At 43.2% G+C, this 22725-nt stretch carries 16 protein-coding genes; 10 read left to right on the top strand and 6 right to left on the bottom strand.

What is annotated here, in order from left to right; all coding sequences use genetic code 11:
- Positions 1 to 351: 351 nt before the first annotated feature.
- The 3 genes from MuYL_RS07855 to MuYL_RS07865 form a co-directional block, all read right to left on the bottom strand.
- Positions 352 to 1563 (bottom strand): alpha/beta hydrolase-fold protein, encoded by a 1212-nt coding sequence (locus tag MuYL_RS07855; RefSeq protein WP_157740689.1) that lies wholly within the window; start codon positions 1561 to 1563, stop codon positions 352 to 354.
- 321 nt (positions 1564 to 1884) lie between these two features.
- Positions 1885 to 2610: a DNA repair protein RecO gene (gene recO / locus MuYL_RS07860; protein WP_094570013.1), complete on the bottom strand. Its 726-nt coding sequence runs from the start codon at positions 2608 to 2610 to the stop codon at positions 1885 to 1887.
- The gene (locus MuYL_RS07865) at positions 2600 to 2968 is read right to left on the bottom strand and encodes a diacylglycerol kinase (protein WP_094570014.1); all 369 of its coding nucleotides are present in this window, start codon (positions 2966 to 2968) and stop codon (positions 2600 to 2602) included. The genes recO and MuYL_RS07865 overlap by 11 nt, the downstream gene beginning before the upstream one ends.
- Positions 2969 to 3070: 102 nt before the next feature.
- On the opposite strand from MuYL_RS07865, the gene MuYL_RS07870 reads away from it, so the two are divergent.
- The 3 genes from MuYL_RS07870 to MuYL_RS07880 all read left to right on the top strand — a co-directional run bounded on the left by MuYL_RS07870 (position 3071) and on the right by MuYL_RS07880 (position 7949).
- Positions 3071 to 5407, top strand: coding sequence for an efflux RND transporter permease subunit (locus MuYL_RS07870; protein WP_094570015.1), 2337 nt, complete (start codon positions 3071 to 3073; stop codon positions 5405 to 5407).
- Positions 5408 to 5475: 68 nt separating this feature from the next.
- Positions 5476 to 6252, top strand: a complete 777-nt coding sequence (locus MuYL_RS07875; RefSeq protein WP_094570016.1) for an SDR family oxidoreductase — start codon at positions 5476 to 5478, stop codon at positions 6250 to 6252.
- 77 nt (positions 6253 to 6329) lie between these two features.
- The gene (locus MuYL_RS07880) at positions 6330 to 7949 is read left to right on the top strand and encodes a DUF3943 domain-containing protein (RefSeq protein ID WP_094570017.1); all 1620 of its coding nucleotides are present in this window, start codon (positions 6330 to 6332) and stop codon (positions 7947 to 7949) included.
- A 52-nt stretch (positions 7950 to 8001) separates the two neighbouring features.
- Here the strand turns inward: MuYL_RS07880 and MuYL_RS07885 are convergent, their stop codons facing one another.
- The gene (locus MuYL_RS07885) at positions 8002 to 8817 is read right to left on the bottom strand and encodes a phytanoyl-CoA dioxygenase family protein (protein WP_094570018.1); all 816 of its coding nucleotides are present in this window, start codon (positions 8815 to 8817) and stop codon (positions 8002 to 8004) included.
- A 125-nt stretch (positions 8818 to 8942) separates the two neighbouring features.
- Here MuYL_RS07885 and MuYL_RS07890 point away from each other — a divergent pair, with 125 nt between their 5' ends.
- The 5 genes from MuYL_RS07890 (at position 8943) to MuYL_RS07910 (ending at position 15770) form a co-directional block, all read left to right on the top strand.
- The gene (locus tag MuYL_RS07890) at positions 8943 to 9839 is read left to right on the top strand and encodes an AraC family transcriptional regulator (RefSeq protein ID WP_094570019.1); all 897 of its coding nucleotides are present in this window, start codon (positions 8943 to 8945) and stop codon (positions 9837 to 9839) included.
- A 739-nt stretch (positions 9840 to 10578) separates the two neighbouring features.
- Entirely contained in the window at positions 10579 to 11031 is a 453-nt protein-coding gene (locus tag MuYL_RS07895; protein ID WP_094570020.1) for a 3-oxoacyl-ACP synthase, read from the top strand.
- A gap of 129 nt (positions 11032 to 11160) precedes the next feature.
- On the top strand, positions 11161 to 11559 hold the full coding sequence (locus MuYL_RS07900; RefSeq protein WP_094570021.1) for an RNA recognition motif domain-containing protein: 399 nt from the start codon (positions 11161 to 11163) through the stop codon (positions 11557 to 11559).
- Between the two features lie 478 nt (positions 11560 to 12037).
- Positions 12038 to 13210 (top strand): DUF5009 domain-containing protein, encoded by a 1173-nt coding sequence (locus tag MuYL_RS07905; protein ID WP_094570022.1) that lies wholly within the window; start codon positions 12038 to 12040, stop codon positions 13208 to 13210.
- Positions 13211 to 13601: 391 nt separating this feature from the next.
- Positions 13602 to 15770 carry a carbohydrate binding family 9 domain-containing protein gene (locus tag MuYL_RS07910; RefSeq protein WP_211710254.1) on the top strand — a complete coding sequence of 723 codons (2169 nt, stop codon included), beginning with the start codon at positions 13602 to 13604 and terminating at the stop codon, positions 15768 to 15770.
- Positions 15771 to 15945: 175 nt separating this feature from the next.
- Here MuYL_RS07910 and MuYL_RS07915 read toward each other — a convergent pair whose 3' ends face one another.
- Positions 15946 to 16806 carry a ThuA domain-containing protein gene (locus MuYL_RS07915; protein WP_211710255.1) on the bottom strand — a complete coding sequence of 287 codons (861 nt, stop codon included), beginning with the start codon at positions 16804 to 16806 and terminating at the stop codon, positions 15946 to 15948.
- Between the two features lie 391 nt (positions 16807 to 17197).
- Between MuYL_RS07915 and MuYL_RS07920 the strand changes: the two genes are divergently transcribed.
- Positions 17198 to 19918 carry a bifunctional YncE family protein/alkaline phosphatase family protein gene (locus MuYL_RS07920; protein ID WP_094570023.1) on the top strand — a complete coding sequence of 907 codons (2721 nt, stop codon included), beginning with the start codon at positions 17198 to 17200 and terminating at the stop codon, positions 19916 to 19918.
- Positions 19919 to 19936: 18 nt separating this feature from the next.
- Here the strand turns inward: MuYL_RS07920 and MuYL_RS23735 are convergent, their stop codons facing one another.
- Entirely contained in the window at positions 19937 to 20113 is a 177-nt protein-coding gene (locus tag MuYL_RS23735) for a DUF2256 domain-containing protein (protein ID WP_094570024.1), read from the bottom strand.
- 178 nt (positions 20114 to 20291) lie between these two features.
- On the opposite strand from MuYL_RS23735, the gene MuYL_RS07930 reads away from it, so the two are divergent.
- A complete protein-coding gene (locus MuYL_RS07930) occupies positions 20292 to 22694 on the top strand; it encodes a TonB-dependent receptor plug domain-containing protein (protein ID WP_157740691.1) in 2403 nt (800 codons plus the stop codon).
- Positions 22695 to 22725: the final 31 nt, after the last annotated feature.

Here is a 22725-nt window from a genome sequence, read left to right on the forward strand (position 1 = left end):
CGCTGACCCGTGTTGAGGTCGAAGCAGGATGCTTGAACCGGCGGGTTGTTCAGGCTGCATACATTGTGTGTTTAGCTTTTTTTATCTTTCAATAATTTATCCAGCTTCTCCTTAGTTTCCGGGATTGCCTTCAGCGTTAACGCTTTCTTAAAAGCCCCCGCCGGTTCAAGCGTCTCGCTTGAACTCAAACAAATGTAAGCGTCCCGCTTACAATAACTCTTTACACAAAACAGAATCAATTCTAAACCCGACCAATAATCATTTGGTAACGTCAGCAGGGCGCTGACCCGTGTTGAGGTTCAAGCGGGACGCTTGAACCGGCGGGTTGTTCAAGCTGCATACATTGTTTGTTTAGCTTTTTCCATTCAGCAATTTATTCAGCTTCTCTTTAGTTTCCGGGATTGCCTTTAGCGTTAACGCTTTCTTAAAAGCCTCAATGGCTTTGTTTTTTTCACCGGACGCCAGGTAGAAATCACCAATTGAGTCGTAACAATTACCACTGTAAGGATAATTGGCAACATTAAGTTTAAAAAGGTTTTCGGCTTTTTTATATTGTTTTTTACCTAACATTTGGTATCCGAGGTTATTGACCTGGCTTTCGTCTGGTTTAACGCTATATCCCATGTTTTCAGAGACCTTTTTGTAATGCGCAACAATTACCGAATCCAGTTTAAAGGTGGGGTTTTGTAATTCGCTTTCATATATTTTAAGCCTGTAAAAAGCGAAAACAAACCGAAGCGCATCATACTCCCCGATTAATCTTACAGACGGATGGTCGTCATCCGTGTAGAATTTGTAGCTATAACGCAATTGATTCTTATTATTGCTATTAAGCAGTTTAATCAACTCCAGATTGCTGCGAATAAGCGCAGTATAACCGCTGGTATCTTTTTGAACACTTAAGGTATCCATTCCTCTTTCCATACGATTGGCCATCGCCATGAATAAAGTTTTGCCCTGGTAATTCTGAACGGGTAAAATTGCCTTTGCTTCTTCCACAGACTTCTTGTTGTTCCACCATAAGGACGCTTCGAGCGAAACATAAGCGTTAAATAAATTTGGATGATGAAGTAGTGTATTGATAACCGTCAGGCCTCCAAGGGAATGACCAATCAATGTTTTATAAGTTGTGGTTGGATAATTCGAATCGATATAAGGAATCAATTCTCTTTCCACAAAGGATATAAATTTTTCGCCATTGCCGGTAACGTTAGGTAACTCTTTATCCGATCCGGTTGTAAGTTCGCTCAACCGATCATCAGGCACAATTCCAACCACAATCATTGGCGGGCAAAGGCTCGATTCTTCCATATGCTCGGTAATACCAACAACGGTGTTGAAATTTTCGCTTCCGTCTAACACATATACAACCGGATAATTACCTCTGTTTTTAATTTTGTCGCCACCATTACTATTGGGGATATGGATCCAGATTTTACGTTGCTGACCTAAAATTTTTGAAGGGATGGTTTCTTCGAACCCCGTCCTGAATGGACTGTTTTCCTGGGCATGGACATAGAAAGAACATAGAAATAGTACAATAAAGTAGAAAAAAGATTTCACAAGTTTTGGGTTAAGAGGGCGATAAATAGAATTTTATAAATATAATAGATGACGTTTAATCTAACTTAATGTTACACATCGCAGGTGAAAAATTCCCGGGACAGGAAGTAAAAGCAACCCTCCCTTTGTCATCCTGAACGCAGTGAAGGATCTTATCCAATTCATAAGTCGGCGCTATACTTGTCCTGCGTTCATGTCCCGGGTAGAAGATCTTTCGCTCTCACTCAAGATGATAAATTAAAATCTTCTGAACAGTTATGGAGACAAATTCCAACAAAGGCGCAAATATTCATCATTCAGTGTTCGATATTATATATTTATTCACCCCAGCACCTCTTCCAAAACCTCATGCGACTTAATATTCCCAAACCCTTCAATATGCAGGGCATAATACTCCAATAACTTGCTGATCAGGTACCGGCGTTCGTCATTGCTTAGTTTTACCGCAGCAATGTTTTCAAAGGTACTTTGCAGCAATTTAGTAAAGTTTTGCGTGTGCGGGGGGGACAGGTATAAAACACTGTCGGGCTTATATTTGCTGAAAATGCCGTTCTTCAAATCAAAATAGTCCGCTTCGCCGGCAAGGTAGCGGTCGGGGTAAAAGCCCAGGTAACGGGTAAGCCTGATCAAAAACAGCAAATGGAAGTTGGCCAACCCTTCGGTTTGGTGGTCCAGCCACTCTATAGCGCTAAATACAAAATCAAATAAACGCTCATCTGCCGATTGCTGCTTAACAGCCTTATAAAGTACCTCGTTTAAAAACATGGCAAGACTGCTTTTAATAACATCGTAGGGGATGGTTTGCAGCAGTGGGGAGTTTTTAAGCTCTTTGATGCGCTGTACGTTACCTGTTTCTTTATGATATACCACCAGATCAAGCAGGTGCAGCGGCTGCAGCATATTGCGGCTTATTTTTGCTTTTGGCTTTTTGGCCCCGTTTACCATGTATGATTGCAAGCCGAATTTTTCGGTGAAAACCTGTACAACTACACTGCTTTCGCCATAGTCGGTAGTTTTAAAGACGATGCCGCGGGTTTTATGCAGCATGGTTAAAAAGCAATAATAGCTTAGGTAAAAAAATGATGATGCCGGTAATAAGGGCGAATGCTGCGGCAATAACAACGGCACCGGCGGCCATGTCTTTTACCCGCCCGGCTTTTTCGTTATAATCCGGTGATACCAGGTCAACAAGGGTTTCAATCATGGTGTTAAAGATCTCGGTAACCAGCACTATGGTAATGCAAAGCATAATCCATTGCCACTCACCTGCGGCGATGTGCAACAAATACCCGAGCAGCAAAGCTAGCGCCGTTGCAAATAAATGGATCCTGAAATTTAACTGGCTGGTTGTAGCGTAGGCCAACCCTTTAAACGCATAACCAAAACTCCGGATTAGTTTTTTCATCAACACAAATCTGCACATTTCAAAACATTGTCACAATCTCAATTAATCAAATCACAAGATTGATCTATTTTCGTAGTTTAGCCATCCTGATATGATTTATAAATGATCTGGAAAAAGCTTGCTGATCTGATTCTGAAAAACCGGTTACTTATTTTGTGCCTTGCCATCATAGCAAGCATTTTTATGGGCTACCAGGCAAGTAAAGTACGCATAACCTTTAATGGCGGCAAGGTACTGCCGGTAACAGACTCGGCCTACATCAGGTACATGCAGTTTAAAAAATTGTTCGGGCAGGACGCCAATACCATGGTGATTGGCTTTAAATCGCCGAAGATCTTTGATAAAGATGTTTACAACGATTGGTACACGATAGCGGCTAACGTAAAAAAGATAAAAGGGATCAATGGCGTTATTTCGGTAGCCAATGTTTACAATATTTCGAAAGACACGTTACAGCATAAGTTTGTATTGCAGCCCTTAACGCCGGGTTTACTGGCAACCGCTCCGGCTGCTGATAGTGTAAAACAAAAGTTTCTTTCGCTGCCTTTTTATAAGGGACTTGTGTTGAGCGATGATGGCCAGTCAACCCTGATGGCTATTAGTTTTGACGGTAAAATAATAAACACCCCAAAGCGGGTACCTATTTTAAAAACCGTATTAAAATACGGTAAGGAGTTTGGGCTAAAGCATCGTATCCAGGTGCATTATTCAGGCCTGCCACTGATTCGTACCGTAGCCGGCGACCTGATCAAGAACGAGTTTTCGCTGTTCCTGGGCCTTTCGTTACTCATCACCTCCATTATTCTTGTATTGGTTTTTCGTTCATTTTATGCCTTGCTGTTTCCCATTGTGGTGGTATTGCTGGGCGTTACCTGGAGCATGGGCATACTGGTGCTGATGCATTATGAAATAACCATTCTAACCGGCATTATGCCACCTTTGGTAGTCATTATAGGGATTCCGAATGCGGTATTTATCCTCAATAAATATTACCATGAGTACGGTGCTACAGGCAATAAAATGCAGGCGCTGCATACTACCATTGAAAAGGTAGGCATCACCACTTTTGTGGCTAATATAACTACTGCAATAGGTTTTGGTGTTTTGTGCTTTACCAATAGCGAGCTGCTCATCCAGTTCGGGCTGGTGGCCTCCACAAGCATTATGGTAACCTTTGTGCTGAGTATTATACTGGTGCCCATTATTTTTAGCTACCTGCCTGATCCAAAGGCAAGGCAAAGTAAAATAAAGGACCGGAAAATTATACGCGGAATTTTGGAGCAGCTGGATTACCTGGTACACCATAAGCGCAAGGCAATTTACCTTACAACGGTAATAATGGTGATAATTTGCGGTTACGGGGTAACCCGCATTCGCGTAAATAGCTATGTGGTTGATGATTTGCCAAAAACCAACAATACGCTAACTGACCTAAAATTTTTTGAAGCCAACTTTAAAGGCGTTTTACCGCTGGAGGTAAGCATTGATACCAAACGCAAAAACGGCGTGATGAACAATGCGGTTATCCATAAAGTGGAGAAACTGGAGAAGCTGATCTCGTCTAAACCGGAGTTTAGCCGGTCATTGTCATTAACCCAGGGGCTTAAATTTTTAACGCAGTCTTTTTATGGCGGCAGTCCGTCATATTACCGCTTGCCTGACGGACTGGAGCAGGGCTTTATTTTAAGTTATGCAGGCAACTCGGGCAAAAGCAATGATATGCTGAAAAGTTACCTGGACAGTACCCGCCGGTTCACAAGGGTTACTTTTGAAATGATCGACATCGGGTCAGCTAAAATGAATAAAGTGCTTGCCGACCTGCAGCCCGGCATCGACTCGATATTTAACCCTAAAAAGTACCACGTAGAGCTAACCGGATCGAGTATTATATTTATAAAAGGGGCCAATTACATGGTGAAAAACCTGTACGAAAGCCTTGCCTGGGCTATATTTTTAATTGCCGGCGTAATGTGGATCCTGTTCAGGGGGATTAAAATGATAGCAGTTTCATTGCTGCCAAACCTGATTCCGCTGGTCATAACTGCAGGCATTATGGGCTTTTTCGGCATCCCGCTAAAACCGTCCAGTATCCTTATTTTTAGTATTGCTATGGGCATCTCGTCCGATCAAACCATTTACTTTATTACCCGCTACCGGCAGGAGTTAAAGCAAACTGATAAAAGCATTTCGGCCATAGTTTCTGATACTATCCGCGAAACTGGGATCAGCATGATCTATATTGCCACCATCCTGTTTTTTGGTTTTGGCATTTTTGCCGCATCAACATTCGGTGGCACGCAGGTGCTTGGTATTTTGCTTTCAGTAACTTTGGCGGTAGCAATGGTAAGCAACTTAACTTTACTGCCCGCGTTTTTGTTGAGCATAGAGAAAAGGGAGAATAAGAAAAAAGTTGATGGAGTGGATGAGGTGAGTGGTTGATGAAGTTGAATAAAACTAAACCCGGGCCAACCCTGTTCAATTATAAATAAATAACCTATTTAACTAAAATGAACCTGCAACTCACCAACAAAGTAGCAATTGTATTAGCGGCCAGCAAAGGTTTGGGTAAAGCCATAGCCGCTTCCTTATCTGCCGAGGGCGCAAAGGTTATTATAGGCTCGCGCAATACGGAGGAGCTTTCTAAAACTGCAGCTCAAATAAGCAAACTTACGGGTAATGAGGTGATCGCCATCCCGGTTGATGTAGCTAATGGCGACGAGATGAAAGACTTTATTGAACAGGCTGCGGCCCGGTTTGGCAGGATAGATATTTTATTGAATAATGCAGGCGGGCCGCCATTTAACAAGTTTGAGGAGTTTGATGATAATGCCTGGCAAAAGGCCTTTGAGCTTAATTTGCTCAGTTTCGCCCGCGCCAGCCGGCTGGTATTACCGCACATGCAAAAAACCGGCAGCGGCCGTATCATCAATATCATCAGCGGCTCGGTAAAGGCAGTGCTGGCAAACTCCGTACTTTCAACCAGTATGCGGATGGGGGTGGTGGGCATGGCCAAATTAATGGCTGACGAATTTGGTCCGTATAACATCACCGTAAATAATGTTGCCCCGGGTATGATCTTGACCGACAGGTTGAAGCACACGCTTCCGCAGGGCATTGACCCTGATCTGGCGCTTAAAGAGAAGGCGAAAAACATCCCTCTGGGCCGTATAGGGAAGCCTGAAGAGCTGGCGGCACTGGTTACCTTTCTTTCCTCAGCACAGGCAGCTTATATCAGCGGAACTACTATACAGGTTGACGGCGGGGCCAGCAGGAGTATTTTTTAGTGAACGCCGGCAATGGTATTTGTTAACATATAAAACACTTTACCATAACAATGGTTATCAGTACTTAACCATTTGATATGAAAGTATTTTACGCTATTTTAAGAAATGTAATTAAGCGTTTTTTAGTTTTTATTGATCCGTTAAGGATACCCATGCTGATACCGGTCATGGGTTTTTTTATGATTATTTCAAATGGTGCCTTTGCCCAAAAGGCATTACCTATTGATACAATAAAGCCCAATAAAGGCGATCCGAATAGCCAGGTAAAGAAAATTAACGAAGTAAAAGCCAAATTACTTTCCGACTCCACCGACGGCCAACCAAAAAAACACCCTTTGATTGACACCACTTTCCGCAATAAATACGGCGATCTTTTAAATGATGATATCAAGTTTAACCCAAAATATCCCTTTTGGAAACCGGCCGTTGAGGTATTGGGCGTAAATGTATTTACCAACGCACTCGACAGAGCTTTGGGCGAGGATTTTTCGCATGTTGGTCCCACTTCATGGAAATACAATCTAAATAAGGGCTGGGAGTGGGATTCGGACAGGTTTGGGATAAATTTTATCGGGCACCCTTACACGGGTTCCATGTATTTTAATGCTGCCCGGTCACAAGGGTATAATTATTTTCAGTCTATTCCCTTTGCGGTTGGCGGCAGTTTGATGTGGGAATATTTTGGCGAAACCACCCGGCCTTCGTACAATGATGTTATTAATACGCCGCTTAACGGCGCTTTTTTAGGGGAGATTTTTTACCGCCTCAGCTCAAATATTCTTGACGACCGCACAAGAGGGGCAAACAGGGTATTCAGGGAAGTTGCAGCCGGACTCATTGACCCGGTAAGGGGGCTTAACCGCCTGTTGCAGGGTAAAAGCTTCAGGCACACCACCACCGAGGTTTACCAGAAAGAGCCGCTAAACGTTACATTGTTTGCCGGTGTTCATAAAATTAATGATGCCAACAGTACCGTTTTTGGGGTTGGGCCTACGGAGGTATTGCTGAATGTTCAACTTGACTATGGTAATCCTTTTGAAGATATCTACCGCAAACCATTCGATTTTTTCAGGCTTCGTACCGAGTTCAGCTTTGGGTCGGGGAGGAAACTGCTGGATAACTTAACCGGTTATGGTATTTTGGTAGGTAACAACACAAACATTGGTAAGTTATCAATAATGTACGGCGCATTTCAGTATGATGATTATTGGGATAATAAAACGTTTGAACTGGGTGCACTGGGTTTTGGCGGAGGTGTATTTACTAAATATCCCATCAGTAAAGATGTAATGTGGTACACCAATGCGCATTTTGCATTAGTGCCGTTAGCCGGCAACAGTACCCGTTTTGGACCGGATACCACGCAGGTAAGAGATTATACCTATAACGATGGCCTTGAAGCTAAAATAGAAAGCACCATCAACTTTGGTAAGTATGCAAGTGCTTCGTTTGTTTATTATTATTTCCTAATGCATACCTATGTTGGCCAGGCCGGTAACAATAACATCAGCATCTTAAAACCGCGGGTTACTTTCCGGCTGGCTGAAAACCTAAGCCTTGGCTTCGAGCATTTTATCTATTACGATGACCGCTATCTGAAATCGCTGCCGGTTGGAATTCACTCGGTTAGAACAGAGCAAAAGATCTTCTTATCGTGGTTCCTTGAAGACCCACAACGCAAAGGACGATATAATTAACTTTTTGGGAGCCAGGGCTTGTTAATCTTCCCCTGGCTCTAATTCGTTATTTTTATAGCAGTTTCGGGTTTAACTCCGAATCGATTTCTGAACCTATCGGTTTACTCATGAGCCATTTAGCGTGGTCGTTCTTCTGCCAGTCGTTTTTATACGGAGTTATCCGTGCGCCGTCAGCAACATAAATAATGGTCATCACTTCGCGCATTTTGTTTGAGTTGTTGCCGTTGGCATGGTGCAGGGTAAAGCCACGGTGCCAGGTAGCGTCGCCTGCTTTCATGGTTTTAGCGCGGCTTATCGGGAACCCGTTCTCTGCCACATAATCAGCAAAGGCGCTTTCCGATTCATCCGAGATCTCGTAGTTAAATATTGATCCTTTAGTGTAGGAGCCAGAGGCAAAGGTGAGCATCCCCATCGCCTCATCAATATCAACCAGCGGCATCCACATGGTTATGGTGTTGTTGGTGTCAATGGGCCAGTAATACTGGTCCTGGTGCCATGGGGTAGGGCCGCCGCCTGGTTCTTTAAACAACGCCTGGTCATGATAAATGTGTACGTTTTCTACCCCCATAAGCTCAGCAGCTACTTTTGCCAACCGTTTTGCCAGTACAAATTTCTTCACATCTTCATCATTTTGCCACAGGTTCATGATCTGTAAAAATGCCTTGCCATAAGTGTCCCGGTCTTCCAGCTCGCGCTTCTCGGTATTATACAGGTCGGCTGCGTGAACAATTACCGGGCGGTAAGCGTCAATTTCGTCGGGTGTAAGTACCCCCGGAATCAGGGTGTGGCCTTTTTTTCGAAACTCATCAATATTTTCCGGCTGAATTTTTATGAAATCGTCCAGCGACGGCAAAGTTTGTGTTTGCATGGGTGTAATTGGTTATACCCAAAGTAAATTATACTTTCTTCCAATTAAAATGATTTAAATGGATTTATTATGGATTATTTTATCCCTATATTTGTTATGAGCTTAAAAAAATATTAAAATATACTATGATTAAAGCCTCCTATGAAATATTGCAGCCCTCAAACGGCCAATCGTTTTTATTGCGCAAGTTTGATTGCGCAGGCTTTGATTCCCCTTATCACTTTCACCCCGAATTTGAGCTGACCTACATTTTAGATGGCAGCGGCAAACGTTATGTTGGCAGTCATATGGATGATTTTACCGCCGGGGATCTGGTGCTCATCGGCCCTAACCTTCCTCATTGTTGGAAACTCGATCCGGGGAAGGATGTGCAAACAGAGGCTGGCGCTATAGTTATACAGTTTGACGGTGCTTTTTTAGGAAGCGATTTTTTTAATAAGGATGAGTTGCAGCACATTAAACGCCTTTTAAAAAAAAGCGCCAGCGGCGTAAGTTTTTATGGAGATACACAAAAAGCTGTAAACCAAAATATGCTGGCACTTAACAGTGAGAGCAATAGTTTCAGGAAAATGCTCGGATTGCTCGACACCCTGCAACGCCTAGCACAATCTGCGGAATATACCTTGCTTGATCAAAACCAGGTTATTGCTGAGCGCTCTCTTGCCGAGCAGGAACGGATTAACCCGGTATTTGCCTACCTGGTTGAAAACTTCAGGCAGCAAGTTTCACTGGATACGGCGGCGGGCCTGGCAAACATGACCACTAACGCATTTTGTAAATATTTCAAGAAAACAACCCGTAAAACGTTCATGGAAACCATCATTGAGTATCGCCTTAATTATGCTACGCAGCAATTGGTGCAAACCGATAAGCCGATTTCGGCCATAGCATTTGAAAGCGGCTTTGGAGATGTTTCGCACTTTTACAAGCTGTTTAAAGTGAAAATGCACCTTAGTCCGCTAAATTACCGTAAAAGGTTTATGCGCAGCTTTAACGAGGCTGACGAAGCGATAGTGTTTTGAGGTGAAACTAAGCGCATTACCAGGCGGTTTCGCTTTTTGCCGCTGTCTGTAATGCGCTTTAGAATGTTTTTCTTGAAAATTTATTTAAAATTATTTACCGGATAATTTTAGTGAAGTAGTATAAATATACTCATTACCAACAAAAGTAAAGAGATCAGGAAAAATGTAGTTCTATAGTCGGTAAGACTGGTTTTTTTGTAAGTTTTTTTCATGGCGATGAATTTAAGTGAACGCTATTGACTGTGTTAAATAATTTATCGTTTTGGCTTAACAGCTTTACCGGAGTAAAGTTTTGCAAAACTTTAATTCACAAAAAATTAATAGCTTTTCAATTAGGGGGAGTAATTGGTAGTAACAATGGCAAAAATAAGGATTATTTATAAAAAAATGAAAAATATTATAATTATAGATTTTTTTTAATTGGGTAAAACATTGGCTTAATTATTGCGTTTATAAAATTGTATAGATGCATTCTCGCATTTATAATTGTGATAAGGTTTAGGTTGAAAGCCCCCAAGCAGCGAGTGCAAGGGGGTTTTCGTATTTTATGCGGCCTGTCAATGCTGTGTTTTATCTAACTTTTTGTCGTTTAATGAGAGAAACGCTTCTGGAAATGGCATCCGGAATTAATTTACTTTCAATTTTTACTAACTAAACTATTTTTTAGCTGCTGTCATTTCTTCAGTTACAAAAAACTATCTTTCCCGCTTGGTGACTTTTCGTCACCCGACTAAAAAAAATGATCAATTTAAAACAGGAATTATATAATGAATGCCTTAATTATGTACAGCAGCGTATGGATGCTGCACAATTAGCTATCAACGATGCTCAAAAGGCATCAACCGATGATACCAAAAGCAGTGCCGGTGATAAATATGAAACAGGGCGGGAAATGGCAAAGCAGGAAACCGACCGGAACATGATGCAGCTAAATGAAGCAAATAAATTAAAGGTTGCCCTAAACAAAATAAATCCTGGCGGTGTTACAAATAAAGCGGAAACCGGCAGTGTAGTTTTTACAAACAATGGAAACTTTTATATAGCTGTTAGCGCGGGCGTTTTGTCAGTTAACGGCGAAAACTATTTTGCGGTATCGCCGGGCTCGCCTATTGGGTTGAAGCTTTCAGGACAGGTGGCGGGGTATGAGTTTAAGTTAAATGACAAATTATATCACATAAAACAGGTTATTTAATGTGTTTTTAAAAATAACTTGCGTGTATTTGTAAATTGTTGCAGTAAGTATAAAATATCTATTACTATATTTGATGTTAATAAAAAGATGGTGAGCATAGTAGCCTTGCCCGTAATAAATTAAATTTTGATGAACATATTCGTAGGAAGTCTTCCTTTCTCATTAGAGGAAGCCGATTTAAGAGAGCTTTTCGAAGCCTATGGTGAAGTAAGCACCGTAAAATTAATTAGTGACAGAGAAACCGGCAGAAGCAAGGGTTTCGGCTTTGTAGAAATGCCAGATGATGAGGCCGCTCAAAAAGCGATCACCGGATTAAACGGCGCTGATGTTAAAGGCAGATCAATTGCGGTAAGCCAGGCTGAAGAGAAAAAACCGAATGATCGCAGAAGCGGCGGCGGTGGTTATGGTGGCAACCGCGGTGGCGGTGGTGGCTATGGCGGCGGCGGTAACCGTGGCGGAAGCGGCGGTGGCGGTGGCTACTCAAGAGACAATAACCGTGGCGGTGGCGGCGGCGGAAGCCGTTGGTAACAAATATATAAGTAAAAGGCCTTCCCTTCATGGTGAGGCCTTTTACTATCTATCACTACCTGTGTAAACAATTCTAATTTGCAGTGGTATTGGCCTAAAACGGCCTTTTCTGGCTTGCCTTTGATTTAAGTTTGCATTTTATTAAATACTATTATCAGCTGTTATCATCTGCGGGCACCGGCATTTCATTTCTGTGTAGTTTAATCAACACAAGGTGGTTGCAAATTGTACCCTGAAAGTGCGTGGTTGAAATGTCCGGGCCCCGTGTCTCGAATTTGTCGTTTTTTTCCATTTTATTCTCCGCTGTTTTTCTTGCCATCCTTTTGTCTGCAGTTGCAGCAACATCGTTTTAACTTTCCTGATTTTCTTCTTAAATCAATAGATAGCTTAAAAGGCACCCGTCTTTTATCATCATAACAATATCGATACATAAAAATTAAACTTTACCTCCTATATTTAAACCGGTTAACCTTTTACAATGTCTCATTCAAAGCGTCTTTTATCTATTGATGTGCTGCGGGCTATCAATATGTTATTCATGATATTTGTTAACGACCTTAGCGGGGTTAGCCATGTGCCCAAATGGATAGACCACGTTAAAGGATGGGAAGACGGGATGCATTTTGCCGATACAATTTTTCCGCTTTTCCTTTTCATCGCCGGGTTGTCCATCCCACTGGCAATAGGCAAGCGTATTGAAAAAGGGAATTCAGCGGGTTCTATCACGGGTTATATAGCCTTACGGTCGTTTGCCCTCATTGTAATGGGCTTTTTTCATGTTAATATGGAAGACTACAGCAAACAAGCCTTGCTGCCCCTTCCTGTTTGGGGTCTGCTGCTCACCATCAGTTTCTTCCTCATTTGGCTTGATTACCCTGATACGCTTGCCAAAACAAAAAAGTACGCATTAATAGGTACCGGTATTGTGATATTAATATTACTGGGTGTATTATATAAAGGAGTTGACGAGGACGGCGGCATCCGCTGGCTGGAACCATCGTGGTGGGGGATCTTAGGCCTTATCGGCTGGGCATACCTTGTTTGTTCATTAATTTATCTGCTTACAAAAGGCAACATGATGGGCTTGTTGACAGCGTTGCTGGTATTGGTTGGTACCAACCTGGCGGTACACGCAAAGCTGATAGACTTTAAAATACCCATTATTAACGACGCCTCCTGCGCATCGCTAATGATGTTTGGTGTGATAGTCTCGTTGCTTTATTCAAAAATAATTGCAAAGGGAAGTTATAAATGGCTTTGGCCTTCATTTACCGTATTGGGAGTCGCGTTAATAGGGTTTGGCTTTTTGGTAAGGCCTTATACGCAGGGCATCTCAAAAATTCATTCAACCCCTGCCTGGATCTTCATCTGTACCGGGATCGGGGTATTGGTGTTTGAGATCATTATATTTTTGGTTGATGTTAAAGGTAAAGCCGGTTGGTTTAAAATTATTAAACCAGGCGGCACAAGCACGTTAACCTGTTATTTGATTCCTTATTTGCTGGTTTCGTTAATGGCACTGGTGCATTTTACTTATCCTGATTTTTTGGATGAGGGAACAGGTGGTATCATCCGCTCATTTGCTGTTGCTTTTGTTGTTATCCTAGTAACAGGTGTATTAGAAAAAAGAAGGATCAGGCTTAAAATTTAAGCCGCCTAGCCAGCAAAACCATTAAATAAAAAAAGGCTTTAAAACAAAAAAGAGGAAGCTGGCGCTTTCTCTTTTTGTAGTAACTGACCTCATTATTCGTCATAAAGAACTAATTGGTTAGATCGAAAATAATAATTACACAAATATATATTCTATCGGGTTAGCAGACTAATTTTTTAACACTTTTTTACAAAAAAAATGCGATTTAAGCTTGAAAAATACCAACAAGAGGTTATTTATTAACAATATGGTGCTTGTTGTGCTTGTTTTCGAAGTTTTTAATGTTCAATTTGTGATATTTAGATAGAAATAACCAATAACGGCCTAAAACGGCATAAACCGATTAAAAACTTCATAATTCTAATAATTTTATCATTAAAACGCCTCAATTTTGAAGTATAGATTTTTACTTATCTGCTGCTTATTTACCCTGCATATTTTTGCACAAAAGAAGAATAGTAAGTTCCAATACCATATCCGCCATTTAACATCTGCGGTTAAAATTGATGGGGTAATGGACGAGGCAGCCTGGCAAGATGCAGAGGTTGCCAACAACTTTTACATGGTGCTGCCAATGGACACCAGTTTTGCCAAAGTGAAAACGGAGGTACGAATGGCTTATGACGATAAGAACATTTATATTTTAGCTACCTGCTATAAAGCGCTGCCCGGCCAAAGCATGGTTGAATCGTTAAAGCGCGACTTCGCTTTCCAAAAAAACGACAATTTTATTTTCTTTATGGATACCTATAACGATCAAACCAACGGGTATTCATTCGGGTCTAATGCGGTAGGTGCGGAGTGGGACGGAACCATGTACGAAGGCGGTAAGGTTGATTTAAACTGGACAAATAAATGGGTATCGGCCGTTAAGAATTATCCCGACCGCTATGTTTTTGAAGCGGCTATACCATTCAAATCTATCCGGTACAAAAAAGGCATTTCAGAATGGGGAATAAACTTTAGCAGGAACGATTTGAAAACTACGGAAAAATCAAGCTGGACACCTGTTCCGCGCCAGTTCCCCACCGCATCGCTTGCTTACACCGGCACGCTGGTATGGGATGTTCCGCCGCCTGATCCGGGTCCTAATATTTCCATCATACCTTATGTATTAACGGGGGTTACCAAAGACTACGCCGGGCACAAAAATGCGGCACTGCATTTGGAAGCGGGCGGTGATGCGAAAATAGCCGTGTCATCGGCACTTAACCTTGATCTTACGGTGCACCCTGATTTTTCGCAGGTTGATGCCGATAAGCAGGTAACCAACTTAAGCAGGTACGAACTTTTTTACCCGGAGACCCGCCAGTTTTTTTTAGAGAACGGCGATCAGTTCAATAATTTCGGTTATGCGTCTATCAGGCCGTTCTTTTCCCGGCGGATAGGCTTAACATCAACCATAATAGGCGGGGCAAGGCTAAGCGGTAAGCTTGATCAAAACTGGCGCATCGGGGTTATGGATATGCAAACCAACAGTAACGATCAAACCGGGGCCCCTGCGCAAAATTTCACAGTAATAGCCTTACAGCGCAAAGTGTTTGCACGCTCCAATATTGGTTTCCTTTTTGTGAATAAGCAATCATTTAATTACCCGGCAACCACCTCGGTAACGCCAACAGATGCTAAATATAACAGCAACTTTGGTTTGGAATATAACCTGGCATCGTCTGATAATTTGTTTACCGGTAAAGCATTGGTTTTAAAATCATTCAGTCCCAATAAACAGGGGCATGATTTTACCCAGGCAGGCAACCTTCAATATGCGGATAAGTACTGGACAATTGGTGGCCAGTACGAAGTTGTTGGCGCCAACTATAATGCCGGAGTAGGTTATGTGCCGCGCCAGGGGTATATAAAGCTTAATCCCTATATCGGTCGTTTATTTTTTCCGAAAGAGGGTGTGATATTAAGCCACGGCCCGACTTTTAATTTAACTGATTATTACGACGGCGGATTTAAGCCAACGGATAACCGTGCATTTCTTTCATACCAGGTAACGTTCAGGGATAAAAGTGTTTTAACCGCCCTGGTTGAACATGATTTTGTTAAGCTGCTGCAGCCATTTGACCCAACCAATTACACTAACAATTTTTTGCCGGCGGGCCAGCAAAGCCATTGGAACAATGCCGAACTGTCTTTCTTTTCGGTGCCGCAAAGCTTGTTTACTTATGATTTTACTTTAGATTATGGCGGGTATTATGACAATGGTAAGAAACTGAGTCTGGCGAATGATGTTGGTTACCGCTTTCAGCCTTATGTAAATATCCAGGTGAGCACAACTTATAATAACCTGCAGCTGCCACAACCGTGGGGACAAAAAACGTTCTGGCTGGTAGGCCCAAGGGTTGATGTTACCATGACCAATAAGTTTTTCCTTACCGGCTTTTTTCAATACAATGAGCAGGGTAAAAATATTAACATCAACACCCGTCTTCAATGGCGGTACAGGCCGGCATCAGATTTCTTTATTGTTTATACCGATAACTACCTGCCGCGCCCGTTCTTCGTAAAAAACAGGGGCCTGGTGTTTAAGTTTACCTATTGGCTGAATAATTAGTGATTAGCGGTTAGAGATCAGTGATTAGAGATAAGGAGGTAAATAACTTTGAGATTTTCTAAACCCGCATCTCACCATGTCGCTGATAGTTATAACGCCATTAAAGTTATACTAACGATGTTCCCAATCGCCCGGGTTAACCAATCCCTAATCTCTCATCACCAACCTCTAATCTCTAGTCACCACCACCACTACCCATCCACAGCAAAGCATCCAGTACCATTTTTGCTTCCATTGGGCTGCCAAAGGTATAGGATAGTGTTTTGTCTGTATTGTCGTATTTGTGCTCATAGTCCATATCGTTATGGCCCATGTTAAAATAAACCATTTTGTATTTGGTGTTGGTCCATACGGCGGGGTAGTAGCCGCTGTGCCAGATCTCGCTTTGCTTTGGCCCGGTGCCAAGCGGAAAGCTGGCAGAATCAATAGCTGCCAGGATTTTGATATCCGGATTTTTACGCAGGTCAAGTTCCCACCGGTACCATTCGTTGGGTGAGGTTTTAAATGTTTTAGGGAGGTGCCTGGTTGCCGGAAATTTGGTGTCCACATCTAATATAGCAGGCGATGGGCGCCAGATATTGCTTACGTACTGCCCCGAGCCGAGGAACTCATTGTGGTACCAGTTCCAATCCTGGTTAAATTTGGAAGGGGTAAGCGCAAATGCAGCAAAGTGAAAACCCATCCATCCGCCGCCGCCTTTCATGTATTTTTCAAATGCTTCCCTTTGCGACGGGTCTTCCGGGCGGGTATCCAAAAAAATCACCACCTGGTAACGCGACAGGAATTCAGGGTTAAGGTTGGTCCAGTTTTTAGTGGAATCGTATGCAAAGTTATATTTTGCCGCCATTTTGGGGAACCACTGGTTGGCATCGTGTACAAAACTGATGTGCGCCTTATCTTCCTGTGCGGTATAAAAAGCAATTACCCTGAATTTCGGCCCGGCACTTTGCGCCCTTAAATTTGTTGCGCAGGCAAATAGTAAACAGGCACTCATTAATAAAAAAGCAGCATTCCTGATCCGGGATGATAACGACATGGTATTTGGTTTAATTGGTGGCGCTAAAATTAAGCACATTAATTGCTATTTTAAATAAAAATGTCTGATGTACCATGGCAATCGCTTTTAAAATCTGCAACCGTCAAAATTTTTGGCTAAAGCCAAACGGCAATTAACAGAAAATTTTCAATTAGCAATACAATCTTAATTTATTGCCGGTTCACTTTAGTGAACGGACTTAATTAACAAACACGGCGGCGTTAGCCAAAAAACAACCCGCAAAGTTTAAAAGCGATTGCTCAGGGCTAATGTAACCAATGGTTGAATTACCTGCTTTTTTGCCTAAATTGCCAATGCTGCCAATATGGGAATATCAATTAATAATGGGTTAACATAAAACGCATAAATTTGGCCTTCTAACTATTTTTCAATGTATAAAAACATAAGGTTATCTTATATTTATATCGCGTTAAATGTAATAGCGCTGACTGCCTGCCATACCGCAAAAAAAAATAAGGCCGATGCTGACAATGAGCAACTGAATATGCATAGTGCTTATGACGACAGCACCCTGACCAATAAAATTTTGCCGGTATTAATGCCCTATAACCGGGTAATAGACCCTGCCGGTAAGGTGATTGCTTTTGGTGACCCGGGAGACGAAAACCACAGTATGGATGTAAAGCTGATCCCCGGATCTTCCTTAATAGTGGTTGAAGACAGGTTTGGCATTGCTTTTATTGATACCATAAAAAAGAAAGTGACTGCCAGGTGGACCTATAAGAGCGACCGAAAGTACAGCGGTGTAATGAGCACTTACTCCGGATTAAAAGTCCTGCAGTCAAACCAAAAGACCTTTATTTTTTGGAGCGGAGCGGTGTCAAACGGGCAAAACTCCCATTCGTATGTGTTCCAGGCTGTCTGGAACGGAGAGAAACTGAGCATCGTAAATACTTTTGAATTTAAGGCCGAACGCCCTTCCCCGTTAGCCCTGCCAAATGAAGTGGCGATAAATAATGAAAACGGAACCAACTATTTATACGTTGTTTTAAATGGTAATAACCAATTGGTTAAAATAAACCTGGACGACAATAAAACCGTTTGGACAAAGCAGACCGGCGTGGCACCCTATGGGATAACCATAGTTAAAGATAAGATTTTTGTAAGCAACTGGGCCGGTACGCAACCCAAAGATACCTTAAACCGTGAAACAGCAGGCGTACCTTATGGCAGCACCTATATTGACCCTAAAACCGGCGCTACTACATCAGGAACGGTGTCTGTGATGGGGCTGGATGGCTGGGTGATTAAAGAAATACCGGTAGGGCTGCATCCCAATGCCATTATCAATAGCCCGGATGGTGAATTTGTGTACGTGGCCAATGGAAACAGTGATCTGGTTTCGGTTATTGCTACCGGCAGTTTGCAAGCTATAGATGCCATTCCCGTTAAATTAATGCCCGGCAAAAAAAGCTTTATCGGCGATACCCCAAATGCCCTCGCAATTAATACTACCGGCACCACCCTGTACGTGGCCAATGGATTAGATAACGCGGTGGCAGTTGTAAAATTAGGCGTAAAGGCAGCGACAAAGGGTTTCGGAAAAAGCGAGGTACAGGGTTTTATCCCAACGGAAGCTTATCCGGGCGGTTTAGCAATTGATGGCAATACGCTTTTTGTCACCAACCTGGAGGGCGAGGGCGCGCGCGTGAGCAGCAGGGAACTGAGCAATGAAGAAAAGGAAGATGCTGCCGGTAATGCGGATACTTACAACTCGCATCACCAGAAGGCCACCGTTTCCATTATTCAAATCCCGGATGGTAAAGGGTTACAGGAATATACCAACCGTGTTAAAAAACTGAACTTAACTTTCAGGGAGGATATTGCCCGACTGTTGCCGCGAAAAAACATAGCGCCCAGGCCGATGCCTGAACGCATAGGAGAGCCGTCCGTATTTAACCACGTACTGTATATCATCAAAGAAAACCGTACCTACGACCAGGTATTGGGCGATATGCCCGAAGGTAACGGCATGAAATCGCTTTGTATTTATGGCGATAGTATTACCCCAAACCAGCATAACCTGGCGCGGAATTTTTTATTGCTCGATAATTATTATGCTTCGGGCAAATGCTCGGCCGAAGGGCACCAGTGGACCGATGCCGCTATGGTTACCGATTATGTTGAAAAAAGCGTGCGCGCCTGGTTTCGCAGCTACCCGCACGTACAGGACGATGCGCTGGTGTATGACGCCAACGGCTTTATCTGGAACAATGCTGCCGACCACGGCAAAACCGTTAGGATTTATGGCGAGGCCTGCATACCGCATTTCGATAATAAATTATCATGGACGGATATCTACAATGATTATAAAGCCGGTAAGCCATTTAGTTTTACCAATACCAGTACCATATCGCGGGTGCGCCCAATGCTGTCGCAAAACTTTCCGGCATCAGACGAGCACCGGATTACCGAACAGTTGCGCGCGTCGGCATTTATTAACGAGTTAAAGGATTATGAAAGCAAACCCGGCGACCAGTTGCCGCAATTGATGGTGATGGCCTTGTCTTCAGATCATACCGTAGGTACCCGCCCGGGGTTACCAACGCCAAACGCTATGGTTGCTGATAACGACCTTGCACTTGGCCGGATAGTGGAAGCCGTAAGCAAAAGCCGGTTTTGGAAAAATACCGTAATTTTTGTCACCGAGGATGACTCGCAGGCAGGCTGGGACCACGTATCGGCTTATCGCACCACCGGCTTTATCATAAGCCCTTACAACGTGTTAAAAAGGAATGTATCCACAAATTATAACCAAACCAGCTTTGTACGTTCCATTGAACAAATATTAGGCATCCCGCCGATGAATATAATGGATGCCACGGCGCTGCCCATGTTCAATTGCTTTACCGATAAGCCATCGGCACAAACTTACACCGCTTTGAATAACCGGGTACCCATAAACGACATCAACCCAAAACTCGCAGCGCTGAAAGGGCCGGCATTGCATTATGCTAAACTATCATTAAGGCCGGAGTATGACCATATAGACGGCGGAAACGATGATGTGATGAACCGCATCCTTTGGTTTGCTGCAAAAGGTAAAAAGCCGTACCCTGCTAAGCTGGCAGGCAAGGATAACGACGATTAAAGTATTTTGTTAGTGAAATCATTTTATCAAATTAAAACTGTTACCGGGCTGATTGCTGCTTTTGCTTCTGCGGCAGGCATCACTGCAATATTTTACCTCGTCCCAGTTCTTTTCCCATTTTTTTCTCCATGAAAAAGGTCGCCCGCAGCAGGGACATATTTTTTGGGGCAGGTTTTCTTTTTTTACATTCTTCAAGTCCGCAAATTTAATGGATGTACTTGGTTTAGTTGTTATTAACAGTTACCTTTAGTATAACTAATTATAAACCGGGAACCGGCACCAGTTTGCTGTCGTCACTTTTACCTGTATAACCTTATTAGCAAATTATCTGTAAATGACCAGGCTGCACTCTTATTTATTATTAATTGTTTTAATGCCTTTTACTGTATTTGCGCAGGTGAAAACCACCGTTAATGAAAAAGAAGGAGTAGCTATTGAAAATAAGCTGGCTGCCTATCTAAGCAGCAATGTAAGGGAACAAGCCTACCTCCATTTTGATAAGCCTTATTATGCAGCGGGCGATACCATTTATTTTAAAGCCTATGTAACCATGGGCGAGCGGCATGAGCTGTCGCAGATCAGTGGTTTACTGCATGTTGATTTAATTAATACACAGGATAAGATAGATCAGTCGTTATTGCTGAAGCTCACCGGTGGCGTAAGCTGGGGCGATTTTGCACTGCCCGATTCGCTGCCAAAAGGTCAATACCGGGTAAGGGCCTACACAACCTGGATGCGGAATGAAAGCGAAGCGGCGTTTTTTACGCAGGCTGTTCCTGTTGGTTCGCCGCTAAAAGATAAAGTGCCCGAGAGCGGTACAAGGCCGCCGATGCGCGCGAGTAATAAACCCGAAGTGCAGTTTTTCCCGGAGGGTGGGAGCCTGGTAACCGGGATTCGTTCAAAAATTGCATTTAAGGCGATAAATGAAAACGGGAAGGGAATAAATGTTAAGGGAACTGTTACCGATAATACCGGAAACGTGGTGGCCGTGTTTGCGGCTGCGCATTTTGGGATGGGCTATTTTTACCTTGAGCCTGAAGCGGGTAAAAGTTATAGGGCCAGCGTTCAATTTGCAGATGGCTCACAAAACACCATTGATTTGCCCGGGTCCGAAGCACAGGGGATCAGTTTAACGGTTAATAATGATTCTGTGGCAAAAGCCTCGGTGGTGATAACCGCCAATAAGGCCTGCTATGAGCAAAATAAAGATAAGGAATACCAGTTGCTGATCTACTCGGGAGGAACAGCCACCCGGGTTAGCTGCAGGCTGGATAGCGCGGTGGTGAGGATTGACCTGGCTAAAAGACACCTGCGTACGGGTGTGAATACGGTAACCCTATTTTCGCCCGGTAACGAACCGCTTTGCGAACGCCTTTTTTTTGTGCAAAATTATGACCAGCTGAGTGTGGCGGTAACCACGGACAAGGAAGTATATGCCACACGGGAAAAGGTACACATAAAACTGAATGTTAAAAACCGCGCCGACTCGGTGGCAGCGGGGCATTTCTCGGTTGCAATAACTGATGAAAGCAAAGTTCCGGTTGACGAAAATAATGAAAGTACCCTGCTGAGCAACCTGCTGTTAACAGCCGACTTAAAAGGGAGCGTGGAGCAGCCTAATTACTACTTTAATAACATTACCGACGAAAAGCTAAAACAGCTTGACCTGGTAATGCTTACCAATGGCTATCGCAGGTTTGAATGGAGGCAGGTGCTGAATAGCAGCAACCCGCAGTTAACCTATCAGCCCGAAAGAAAACTGGAAATTGCCGGTGTGGCCCAAAGCCTGGGCGGGAAATCACTTGCAAATGCGGCTGTGTCGCTGATCTCACCATCAGGTGGACCGGTTTTAAGTGAAACAACAGATAGCAACGGTAATTTCAAATTCCGTAACCTGGAGTTTTTAGACAAAACCACTTTTGTGCTGCAGGCCGTAAATGCAAAAGGAGGCAATAAGACCGGGCTTTTATATAAGCCGGCAGCTATCCCGACACCGCCCGCTGCTACCGAAAAAGATGATACGGATGTTAACCGGCAAATTTCAGCCTACATGGAAAATAGCAGGCGGGAGTTAAATGAGTACAACCGCTATGGAACTCCAAAGGGTATAATGCTGCAGGAGGTAAAGATTAAAGAAATTAAGGCAAAAGATACCTATCGGTCATCGGTATATGGTGGCCCGGGCCACGCAGACCAGGTAGTGCACATGGACGACATAAGGACCGGCGGTGATCTGGTTGACAAACTAAACGGTATTCTCAGGTCAATTAATATTGTGAGAGTTCCGGGTGCTACCTCTGCATTATTTTTGGGGCAAAAAATGTTGATTGTGGTAGATGGGGTAGCTATGGATCCCCGGTATGACTTTAACAGTTTGGGCCCCAATGATGTGGAAACAGTTGAAGCATTAAAGTATGCCAATGCCAGTATCTACGGAATGGGTTCGGCTCATGGGGTATTGGTTTTTACAACCAGAATAGGGCATCAACGCAACGTAAAAGACATTCCATCCTTTGGGATCCTGCCAATTACTCCGCCCGGTTACTATAAAGCACGCATGTTTTATTTTCCCCGTTACGATATTGCCCAAACAAATGTCAAAACAGATCTGCGTTCAACCATTTACTGGAACCCCGCGTTAGTTACCGGTAAAGATGGGAATACCTCGTTTGATTGTTACAACGCCGATGGCCGGGGTACTTACCGTGTTGTTATAGAAGGAATAGACGTAAAAGGAAATTTGGGGAGGACTGTTTACAGGTACACTGTAAAATAAATATAACCTTATTGATGGTTCGCAAATAGGA

It is taken from the genome of Mucilaginibacter xinganensis (genome assembly GCF_002257585.1).
GTDB lineage: Bacteria > Bacteroidota > Bacteroidia > Sphingobacteriales > Sphingobacteriaceae > Mucilaginibacter > Mucilaginibacter xinganensis.